10 protein-coding genes are annotated in these 10918 nt (G+C 45.7%); all 10 read left to right on the top strand.

Features of this window, described 5'->3' with window-relative positions; all coding sequences use genetic code 11:
• Nucleotides 1-185: hypothetical protein (locus PGX78_RS03595; protein WP_270445432.1), on the top strand; the 185-nt coding region annotated here is incomplete at its 5' end.
• Nucleotides 186-285: 100 nt separating this feature from the next.
• Nucleotides 286-2268: a single-stranded-DNA-specific exonuclease RecJ gene (gene recJ, locus PGX78_RS03590; RefSeq protein WP_270445431.1), complete on the top strand. Its 1983-nt coding sequence runs from the start codon at nt 286-288 to the stop codon at nt 2266-2268.
• Between the two features lie 12 nt (nt 2269-2280).
• Entirely contained in the window at nt 2281-4479 is a 2199-nt protein-coding gene (locus PGX78_RS03585) for a RelA/SpoT family protein (RefSeq protein WP_270445430.1), read from the top strand.
• Nucleotides 4476-4925 carry a D-aminoacyl-tRNA deacylase gene (gene dtd / locus PGX78_RS03580; RefSeq protein ID WP_270445429.1) on the top strand — a complete coding sequence of 150 codons (450 nt, stop codon included), beginning with the start codon at nt 4476-4478 and terminating at the stop codon, nt 4923-4925. Before PGX78_RS03585 ends, dtd begins: the two co-directional genes overlap by 4 nt.
• 13 nt (nt 4926-4938) lie before the next feature.
• Nucleotides 4939-5574, top strand: a complete 636-nt coding sequence (locus PGX78_RS03575) for an MBL fold metallo-hydrolase (RefSeq protein WP_270445428.1) — start codon at nt 4939-4941, stop codon at nt 5572-5574.
• A gap of 1 nt (nt 5575) precedes the next feature.
• On the top strand, nt 5576-6655 hold the full coding sequence (locus tag PGX78_RS03570) for an AI-2E family transporter (RefSeq protein WP_270445427.1): 1080 nt from the start codon (nt 5576-5578) through the stop codon (nt 6653-6655).
• Complete coding sequence (locus PGX78_RS03565; RefSeq protein WP_006942824.1) at nt 6642-7160, top strand: Fur family transcriptional regulator; 519 nt, start codon at nt 6642-6644, stop codon at nt 7158-7160. Before PGX78_RS03570 ends, PGX78_RS03565 begins: the two co-directional genes overlap by 14 nt.
• Nucleotides 7153-8598, top strand: coding sequence for a coproporphyrinogen dehydrogenase HemZ (gene hemZ, locus PGX78_RS03560; protein WP_270445426.1), 1446 nt, complete (start codon nt 7153-7155; stop codon nt 8596-8598). Before PGX78_RS03565 ends, hemZ begins: the two co-directional genes overlap by 8 nt.
• A 2-nt stretch (nt 8599-8600) precedes the next feature.
• Nucleotides 8601-9866 (top strand): histidine--tRNA ligase, encoded by a 1266-nt coding sequence (gene hisS / locus PGX78_RS03555; RefSeq protein WP_270445425.1) that lies wholly within the window; start codon nt 8601-8603, stop codon nt 9864-9866.
• Nucleotides 9867-9871: 5 nt separating this feature from the next.
• Nucleotides 9872-10918 (top strand): aspartate--tRNA ligase (gene aspS, locus PGX78_RS03550; RefSeq protein WP_270445424.1); only part of this gene is annotated, 1047 nt, incomplete at its 3' end.

Genomic DNA, 10918 nt, shown 5'->3' with positions numbered 1-10918 from the left:
CCTCTATGAAAAGACCGTTGCGGATGCGCGTGCTCGTCGTGAATCCTATGTCCGTTTACAAGCGGGATTTGAAGCTAAATAATAGACTCGACAGAGTTAAACTTAACAACCGTCTCTCATTACGAGAGGCGGTTGTTTTTTTCTATTGTCAAAAAGATAGTAAGGATGTAAATACGCTATGGTAAATTATGGTTTTCTCAAAAAAATAGCTTTATTTGAGAATGAAAATGTGCTAGAATGAATTAACTAATTGATAGCTGTTATTTATTTCTTTAGCAGGCATATATGGACATGCGTTGGATATATGCTGAACCGTCACAGGAAACGGTGCGGCAATTACAAGAACAACTTCACATTTCAAGCTTATTGGCCCGTACACTTGTCAATCGGGGAATCACCGATTCGACAGATGCCAAGCATTTTTTGTATGATAATATATCGTCATTATACGATCCTTTTCTTATGAAAGATGTTCGTAAAGGAGCTGAACGTATTCTCACGGCTATTGAACGAGGCGAGCGAATCGTCGTGTACGGAGATTATGATGTAGACGGAATTACATCAACAGCCTTAGTGTACCGTTCTCTTTGTGATTTAGGCGCCGATCCGGCATTTTACATTCCTGAACGGCAGTCTGAGGGGTACGGCTTGAACCGGGATGCATTGGAAGAGTTGGTGCGCGACAAAACCGAGGTAATTATTACAGTCGACTGCGGTATTTCTTCAGCTAAGCTGGTCAAGGAATTCAACACGCAGACAGATATTATCATTACGGATCATCACGAACCGTCGGAACATATTCCTGAAGGATATGCCGTCATCAATCCGAAGCAGCAAGACTGCATGTATCCTTATAAGGAATTAGCGGGAGTGGGGGTAGCCTATACACTGTGCCGTGCCTTAAGAATGCTGGCCGGCAAGACAGGCGTTGAGGAATATACATCTTTGGTTGCTTTGGGTACCGTAGCGGATCTGGTACCGCTGACGGGGGAAAACCGAATTTTAGTGGCTGACGGACTGTCACGTATTGCCGAAGGCGATAATTTCGGTATTCAAGCTTTAATAGAAACGACGGGTTTGGATGCGACGAAAATTTCGGCAGGAAATATCGCCTTTTCCGTTGCGCCTCGGTTAAATGCTGCCGGGCGTATCAGCCATGCCGAAAAGGGAGTGTTTCTCCTTTTGGAAAAAGATTCTGATAAGGCAAAAGAAACGGCTGAAGAACTGCATGATTTAAATACACAGCGACAGGACATCGAGCGGGCTATTACAACGGCAGCCATAGACGAGGTGGAAAGTGAAGGATATGAAGACGACCATGTCCTTGTTGTTGCCGGTGAAGGTTGGCATAGCGGAGTTATCGGTATAGCCGCATCCCGTTTAATTGAAAAATACTATAAACCGTCTCTGGTCATATCCGTTAAAGACGGTGTAGGCAAAGGGTCATGTCGGAGTATTACCGGCTTTAATATGTATGAAGCTCTGAATTCGTGCAAAGAACTTCTCATTCAGTTCGGAGGGCATGCCATGGCAGCCGGCTTTTCCGTTGCTCAGGAGAATATTGACGCTTTGCGAGAACGGATGAACGAATATGCATCACGGCATTTGACGGAGAAAGACTACATTCCCGTATTAAATGTAGATTCCGTGGTGGCAGGTGAGGACGTAACGGTCGATACGGTTCACGAATTGAGTCTCCTCGAACCTTACGGCATGGGAAATACTCGTCCTCTCTTCGTTTTAAAAAATGCGCTTCTTTATGATATTAAGGAAATAGGCAGACAGAAGACGCATTTGCGGATTGTTGCTGAAAGTGAAGACGGTTGTCGCTTGAGCGGTGTAGGCTGGTCAATGGCTGATAAGGCGGACTATATATTACGGAATGACGAAGTGGACCTGGCTTTTCAGCCGGAACTCAATACATATCACGATCGAACTACGGCTCAGCTTGTATTGCGTGATATGCGCTTAACCCATGAATACAAGCCGACCCTTACTAGAAACGATATGGTAGACATATATAAGGTCTTAAAGACCTATGTAGGGGAAGGCCGCCGTACTGTCAGTGACACAAGACGGTATATGCTTGATGCAGTGACATTGATAGACGGACATGATGTACTGACGGCCCTGCAGATTTTTAAGGAGTTGGGGATACTGGTTACTTCATCTGATGATGAAGATATATATTATGAAATGCCCGCTCAGGGAAGTAAATTGTCTTTAAACGATTCGCCCACATTCAGGGCGGTCGGCTCGGGTTTATAAGGAGGCAGAAAGATGGAAATTTCGAAAAAAGAAGAAGCCTATAATCGCCTCATAGAAATAATTAAGTCATATCAGCCCGATGAAACTTGTGAAAATATTCGCAAAGCATACGAATTGGCCGATGAGGCACATAAGGAACAAAAGAGGGTTAACGGGGATCCGTATATCCTTCATCCCTTAGCTGTAGCGGAAATTCTGGCTGATATGGAAATCGATACGACGACGATTACGGCATCTTTGTTGCATGATGTCGTAGAAGACACGGAGTATATGCTGGAGGATATTGAACGAATCTTCGGTAAGGAAGTGGCCTTTCTTGTTGACGGTGTTACTAAATTAAATCGTTTGGACTATCGTACGAAAGAGGACCAGCAGGTTAACAGTATGCGTAAAATGTTCTTGGCCATGGCTAAAGACATTCGTGTCGTCGTTATTAAGCTGGCAGACAGACTGCATAATATGCGAACCTTAAAGTACATGCGTAGTGAAAAACAGAAGCGCATTGCTCAAGAAACATTGGAAATTTATGCTCCGTTGGCACATCGCTTAGGGATTTTCAATATTAAGTGGGAACTGGAAGATTTGTCTTTCCGCTATATGGAGCCTGACAAGTATTACGACTTGGTAGATCAAATGAAAGAAAAACGGAAGGTTCGCGAAGAAATTGTCAATGAAGCCATTGATGTACTGAAAAAGACGCTGACCGAATCGTCCATCAGCTTTGAAATAAACGGAAGGCCCAAGCATTTTTACAGTATTTATAAAAAAATGAAGAAAGACAATCGCGATTTGAGTCAAATTTACGATCTTTACGCCATTCGCGTTATTGTTGATACAGTTCAGGATTGTTACGGCGTTCTTGGTATTGTCCACAGTTTGTGGAAACCTCTGCCTTATCGGTTTAAGGATTATATTGCCATGCCGAAGCCGAATAATTATCAATCTCTTCATACGACGGTTATCGGTACGCGCGGACAGCCTGTTGAAATTCAAATTCGTACATGGGATATGCACCATATTGCCGAATACGGGGTAGCCGCTCATTGGCGGTATAAGGAAGGCAGAGCCTCGCAAAAGGCGACAGGTTTTGATGAAAAGATGGGGTGGCTGAGAAATCTGTTGGAGTGGCAGGATACGAGCAACCCTCAAGAGTTTGTGAATGCCCTTAAACTGGACGCCTTTTCCGATGAAGTGTTTGTATTTACGCCGCGCGGTGATGTTATCGATTTACCGCAGGGAGCTATTCCCATTGACTTTGCATACCGTATTCATACGGATGTAGGCCACCGGTGTGTAGGGGCCAAGGTTAACGGAAAAATCGTGCCTTTGGACTATGCCTTGAAGAACGGTGACATTGTCGAGGTTATTACGTCTAAAACCGGTAAGCCGAGTTTAGACTGGTTGAAGATTGTAGGCAGTTCGGAAAGTCGCTCGAAAATACGGAACTGGTTTAAAAAGGAAAACAGAGAAGAAAATATTGAAAAAGGATCAGTCGCTCTGGAAAAGGAATGTAAGCGCCTCGGTCATGATTGGAAGTTGGTAAGTCATTCGGGTCGTATAGCCAAGGTCGCCAAGCAGATGAATGCCGGTACGGAAGATGATTTACTGGCTGCTGTCGGTTACGGCGGGTTTGCCGTCAATACGGTTCTTATTAAGCTCTTGGAATTGCATAAAGAATTGGATAGAGTTGACGACGAGCAGAATGAAAAATCGCTTATTGAAAAGCTCAAGCCTCGTAAAGCATCAGGACACAATCATTCGGGGGTTCTCGTAAAAGGCGAGTCGGGACTGCTCGTGCGGTTATCAAAATGTTGCAGCCCTGTTCCGGGAGATCCGATTATCGGCTTTGTTACCAGAGGCAGGGGGGTTTCCGTCCACCGGGCGGATTGTCCTAATGTGCGCCTTGATGAAGACGTGGACCGACTGATTGATGTGGAATGGGATTACGGCATGTCCGAGTCTTTCGAGGTAAATATGGAAATTTCAGCCTATGACAGGACCGGCATGATAGCCGATATTATGGCCGCTTTGGCGGAGATGAAGATTTCTATTACGTCCATTAACGCAAAGGTATCGGAAACAAAGAGTGTAACCATTCACTTGGGTATCAGTATTAAGGACTTGGCCCAATTCGAATTTGTCGCCACGAAAATTCGTCGTTTGAAGGATGTATATAAAGTGCAGCGTTTTACGGGAGGCAGTCAGTCATGAGAGCGGTTGTACAACGGACAATACGTTCTTCTGTAACATCGGAAGGAACGGAAACGGGCCGCATCGGTGAAGGATTGACGGTTCTTTTAGGTGTAGGCAGGGATGATGACGAAAAAGATGTTGTTTACACGGCGGATAAAATATTGAATCTTCGCATTTTTGAAGATGAAGAAGGTAAGATGAATCAGTCTCTCTTACAAAAGAGCGGTGAAATGTTGGTCGTTTCCCAATTTACCCTGTACGGAGATGTACGTCACGGACGCAGGCCGAGTTTTACGGCAGCGGCACCTCCGGATTTGGCGAACCGGTTATATGAAGAGTTTGTACAGTACGTGGAAAAACAGGGCGTTCGTGTGGCGACGGGAGTTTTTCAGACGGAAATGGTCGTCTCTTTGGATAACCACGGTCCCGTTACGATTTTGTTAGACAGTAAGAAAGAATTTTAGGAGGCGAACGCTTATGGCCATACAGTATAAGACCCTTCCGCTCGGCCCGTTGGAGACCAATTGTTATATTGTCTATGACGATGTTGAAAAAGAGGCGTTTTTAATCGACCCGGCATGGGATTATGAGCGAATTGATAAGGTGCTTGACGCTCTCGGGGTGACTCTCAAGTTTGTGTTCTTAACGCACGGACATGCCGACCATATCGGCGCGTTACAGGAAGTGAGAAATCATAAGGAAGTACCCGTCTATATCGGCAAGGGTGATGTGGATCTCATTGCCAACTCACGTAACAATTTATCCATGTTCCTGGGTAAGGAAATTATTATCACGTCACCTGAACACATTGCTACGGACGGAGAAGTTATAAACTTTGCGGGTGTACCTTTTAAAGTGATCGAAACGCCTGGACATACCCCCGGCGGCCTTTGCCTGTACGGGGCGGGACTCTTGTTCGCCGGAGATACGCTGTTTCGTTGTTCAGTGGGAAGAACCGATTTTTACGGCGGTGATTCTCATGTTTTAGTTAGCAGTATTGAAGAAAAATTAATGAAATTACCTGATGACACGGTAGTGCTTCCCGGTCACGGGCCGGCTACGGATATAGGGTATGAACGGAGAAATAATCCGTTCCTCGGCGGAGGCTGGTAAGGTGTCTAATAATAAAACGATTGAATTCAGGTTGCGCGTCGTTCTCATGATTTTGGGCGTGTGCCTGTTTTTAGCAGTAAAGGAAATTTATTGGCCTGTCATTGTATCATTGATTATTACCTTTATTTTGACGCCCCTTAGGGATGGGATTCAAAAAGGACTGGTGCGGCTCTTTAGAAGACAGGTGCCGATTGATATTTCAATTTTGCTGTCATTCGTTGTTTTGATTGCAGTCATTGCCGCCATGACAAACAGCATTTTGAAACCGTTAATCGGTCAGTTAAACCTGCTGGCCAATAACTTCAGTACCATTGTCAGTCAGACGTATGAGCTTGTAATTCAACTTGAAAGCGATCAGGCACCTATTTATATTCCCGATCAGGTCAAGGCAATTGTTAATGAAGCCTTTATTAAAGTCAGTAACTACGGCATTGACGGCATTTCAAATCTGGTTAAGTCGGTCTTTGCCATTGCCGGTACAGTCGTAGAGTTTTTTGTCGTTCCCTTTATAACCTTTTATTTTTTGAAGGACGGGGAACGGATGATGAACGCCTTTGTCAATCTGTATCCGTCCGACTATAGGCTTCATTTACGCTCGTATTTCGAGGAACTGAGCCTTGTTTTGAGTCGTTATATTCGCGGGCAGCTTCTTATGAGTTGCATTATAGCCTGCCTGACCTTTACGGGGATGTGGATTATGGGGGTTCCCTATCCTTTGGTCATTGCTCTCTTAGCGGCCATTACGGAGTGGATTCCCGTTATCGGGCCCATTGTCGGAGCCATACCGGCTATCCTGCTCGGTGCGACTATCAGTCCGTCCCTGGCTTTGAAGGTTCTCGTTTTTTACGCTGTGGTTCAGCAAATAGACGGGCATCTGATTATGCCTCAGGTCATGGGGAAGGTTATCAGCATCCACCCTGTGGTTATCGTCATTGCCCTTTTAATAGGCGGCACCCTTTTCGGTGTAGCCGGTATGATTTTGACAGTGCCTCTTGTAGCCGTATTGCAAACTACGGCACGACACTTATGGTTTTTCAGTTCTTATAGAGAAAGGATGTCAAAGAACGATGGAAAAGACTAAAGATGATGTAATGGAATTGATGATGAAACGTATGAAAGATAAGATTAAGGACCAGAAATATAAGATGACGTCTCAGCGTCAAGTGGTCTTGCGAGCTTTTGTGGAAAGTACGGCTCGTCATTTAAGTGCTGAAGACGTTTTTGAACTGGTTAAACAGACGGCCCCCGATATCGGTTTGGCGACTGTATACAGAACTCTTGATCTGTTTACGCAAATGGACTTGTTGAAAAAATTGGATTTTGATGACGGTTGTAGTCGTTATGAATTGAATGATTGTGAAGAAGACGGTCATTTCCACCATCATCTTATTTGCCTTGACTGCGGTAAGGTGTGGGAATGCAAGGACGATTTATTGGAAACATTGGAAACGATTTTGGAAAAGAGATTGCATTTCCATACGGTAGATCACCAATTAAAAGTGTACGGCTATTGCGAAGAATGTGAAGCGAAACGTAAGGCTGCAGGTTTAGATAACGGCTTTCCGCAGGAAACGGATCGTGACTAAAAAAGCGGCCGCATATGTATATACGGGACCTGACGACTGGCACGGCCTTGTCGGTCAGGTCCTTGCTTCATTGGGATATGTTTATGACAGTGATGGCAAGGAAGCGGCCGTTCGTCTTACGAGTCGGAGAAAGATTCTGGTTTTGGACGGATATTTTACGGCTCCGAACGGACAGGCTTGTAATTTCGGGCCCTATGTCGTTACTACCAAGAAGGAAGTAAAGAATTATCTGCTCGAGGCTTGCCGCACCTTGACAAAGAGGCCGCCTTCGCCGTGGGGGAAACTTACGGGTGTTCGTCCTATAAAACTCGTTCATACCCTTTTGGACGAAGGGTTGTCGCCTGAAGGAGTACGACATCGGCTGTGTAAGGACTTTGACGTAGCGGACAGAATGGCGGATTTGTTGGTGCAGGTGGCAGTAACGCAGCGACCTTATGTTGTACAACATGAGACTCGGGATGCGGCTTTATATGTAGGCATTCCGTATTGTGCCAGTCATTGTCTGTATTGCTCCTTTCCGTCGCGTCTTGTGGGCAATGAAAGGGCGGAGCGTTTACTGGATTTTACGAATAAACTTATCGAGGATATACAGGATGTACAGTGCTTGTGTAGCGATACGGGGATTCGCATAGACAGTATTTATGTAGGCGGCGGTACACCGACTTCCTTATCTGTAGAAGCTGTCGAACGCATTATGAGTGCTTTGCAGCCCCTGGCAGGAGATTGTCGGGAGTGGACGGTAGAAGCGGGGCGCCCCGATACAATGACTGAAGAGAAGGCGAGAATACTGAGAGCTTGCGGTGTCGACCGCATCAGTATTAATCCGCAGACCATGCAGCAACATTTGCTGGATGAACTCGGTCGTCGTCATACTGTTAAAGACATATACCGTATGTTCGATTATTGCCGTAACGCCGGCTTTAGTGTCATCAATATGGATTTTATTGCCGGTCTTCCCGGACAAACGGTAGAAGACATGCGGCAGAACCTGGAAGCCGTTTGCCAATTGGCCCCGGAAAATGTTACAATTCATACGTTAGCATTAAAAAAGGGGGCACCTTTGTTTCGCCATACTTTACGGGAAGAAATACCGCCTGTGCAGGTTGTGGAAGAGATGGTAACATCGGCTGAAGAGGCACTTTGTCGACAAGGATATGCTCCGTATTATTTGTATCGTCAGCAGTATATGGCGGCCGAGTTCGCCAATATCGGATATGCTAAGGACGGGGCTGTAAGTCGCTATAATATCGAGATGATGGAAGAGCGACAAACCGTGTTGGGCGTCGGCCCGGGGAGTGCCACGAAGTTTATCGTGCCTCATAAAAAGATGGAAAAAATGTATATGCCTAAAGATATAGGGCAGTACACGGAAGCCTTGACAGAGCGGATGAAGCGGCGTCGTCTTTTGTGTACTTCCGTATATGAAGGAGTGAATTGATAATGGCCATTACGGCACCGCGGGGAACTCAGGATTTTTTGCCCGAACAAACGGGAGACTGGCAGAAACTTGAAGAAAAAATCAGAAGTATATGTCGGATTTACGGGTTCGGCGAAGTGCGTACACCCATATTCGAGAGTACGGAATTATTTTTAAGGGGTATCGGTGAAACGACGGACGTCGTTACGAAAGAAATGTATACCTTTGAAGACAGGGGCGGTCGGAGTATGACGCTCAGACCGGAAAATACGGCTTCTGTCGTCCGTGCTTATTTGGAACATAAACTTTACGGGGAACAAAAGGTCCATAAGTTTTATTACATGGGACCCATGTTTCGACATGACCGTCCGCAAGCCGGTCGGTATCGTCAGTTTAACCAGTTCGGCGTAGAGGAAATAGGCTCTCAGGACCCGGCAGTAGATGCGGAAATAATTGCCATGGCCTTCCAACTCTTCCGTGAAATGGGTCTCAATGATTTGGTACTTCATTTAAATTCCGTCGGTTGCCCCAAGTGTCGTCCCGTGTACAGACAAAAACTTATCGAGTTTTTTGACGGTAAGAGAGATGAATTGTGTGACGACTGTAAGTCGCGGTTGGATAAGAATCCGTTGCGCGTACTGGACTGTAAAGAAGACGGTGAACGCATATTGTCTGAAGGGGTTCCCCTCATTACGGACTATTTATGTGAAGAATGTGCCGAACATTTTGAGAAGGTCCAGTCCTATTTGACGGGAATCGGTATTTCCTTTGAAAAGGACCCCCGACTGGTGCGCGGCCTTGATTATTATACGAAGACGGCCTTTGAAATCATGTACGCTCCCTTAGGGGCGCAAAGCACCGTGTGCGGAGGCGGGCGTTATGACGGACTCATTGAAGAAATCGGTGGCCCGTCCGTACCGGGAATCGGCTTTGCCGTAGGTATGGAACGGCTGTTGCTGACCTTAAAGGAACAAGGTCTGCTACCTCCTGTTGAAGAGATTCGTCCCGCCTATATCGTTGCCTTAGGCGATGAGGCAAGAAAAGAGGCCTTTATCTTGCAACAAGCTTTGCGTGCCAAGAGTTTGTATGCCGAAATCGATACGAACGGGCGTAGCATGAAGGGACAAATGAAGGCGGCAAACAAGATAAATGCCGATTTTACAGTGATTATAGGCGAAGATGAGTTGGCACAGGGACAGGCACAAATTCGCAATATGGAGACGAAAGAGCAGGAAACGGTAGCCCTTGGCGACGTTGTTGAATATATAGAAAGCAAGAAGAAGGGATGAGTTTAATGGATACAATGGCAGGATTGAGCCGCTCTCATTATTGTGCGGCCGTAACCGAAGAGGATCAGGGAAAAGAAGTCGTATTGTGCGGTTGGGTTGAACGTCGTCGCGACCACGGCGGTTTGATTTTTATCGACTTACGAGACCGTACGGGTATTATACAGATCGTTGCTTCGCCGGACTATGAAAAGGAATCGTTTGACAAAGCGGAACAGGTTCGTACGGAATATGTCCTCGTTGTTCGCGGTATTGTCCGCATGCGTGATGAAGCGACAATAAACGAAAAGATGAAAACCGGCAAAATCGAAATTCGTTGTGAAGAATTACGAATTTTGAACACATCCAAAACACCGCCCTTCTATATTGAAGATAATATTGACGTAGATGAAAAGATACGTCTCCAATATCGCTACCTCGACTTGCGTCGTCCGGAAATGCAGAACAACCTGATTATGAGAAATAAGGTAAAGCATGCTATGCGTGATTTTCTCAATCAGCACGGCTTTATCGACATTGAAACTCCCGAACTTTGTAAAAGTACGCCTGAAGGGGCACGCGATTACCTCGTACCGAGCCGTGTCAACGAAGGAAAATTCTACGCTTTGCCCCAGTCACCGCAGATTTTTAAACAGCTGTTGATGATCTCCGGCATGGATCGGTATTATCAAATTGCACGCTGTTTCCGCGATGAAGATTTGCGTGCCGACAGACAACCTGAATTTACACAGCTCGATATGGAAATGTCTTTTATGAGTCAGGAAGATATTTTACAGTTGACGGAAGAAATGATCGGGTATGTATTCAAACAGGCTCTCGGTTATGAGATTCCCGGTCCGATTCAGCGCATGACTTGGGACTATGCTATGGAAAACTACGGTTCTGATAAACCGGACTTGCGTTTTGACATGAAGTTCAAAGATATTACGGAACTCGTAAAGGATACGGAATTCAAGGTCTTCCGTAATGTCGTTGATGCCGGCGGTCAAGTTAAGGCTATTAACGTTAAAGGGTATGCCGGTATTCCCCGTCGTGAATTGGACGGTTTGGTTGAA

Origin of the sequence: Megasphaera sp. AF13-6AC (assembly GCF_027685385.1) — a bacterium.
GTDB classification, from domain to species: Bacteria; Bacillota; Negativicutes; order Veillonellales; family Megasphaeraceae; genus Megasphaera; species Megasphaera micronuciformis.
This window is presented reverse-complemented; position numbering and strand designations above follow the sequence as displayed.

Coding starts and splice junctions, on each gene's coding strand:
- recJ (WP_270445431.1), top strand. CDS start 286: ATGGACATGCGTTGGATATATGCTGAACCGTCACAGGAAACGGTGCGG.
- PGX78_RS03585 (WP_270445430.1), top strand. CDS start 2,281: ATGGAAATTTCGAAAAAAGAAGAAGCCTATAATCGCCTCATAGAAATA.
- dtd (WP_270445429.1), top strand. CDS start 4,476: ATGAGAGCGGTTGTACAACGGACAATACGTTCTTCTGTAACATCGGAA.
- PGX78_RS03575 (WP_270445428.1), top strand. CDS start 4,939: ATGGCCATACAGTATAAGACCCTTCCGCTCGGCCCGTTGGAGACCAAT.
- PGX78_RS03565 (WP_006942824.1), top strand. CDS start 6,642: ATGGAAAAGACTAAAGATGATGTAATGGAATTGATGATGAAACGTATG.
- hisS (WP_270445425.1), top strand. CDS start 8,601: ATGGCCATTACGGCACCGCGGGGAACTCAGGATTTTTTGCCCGAACAA.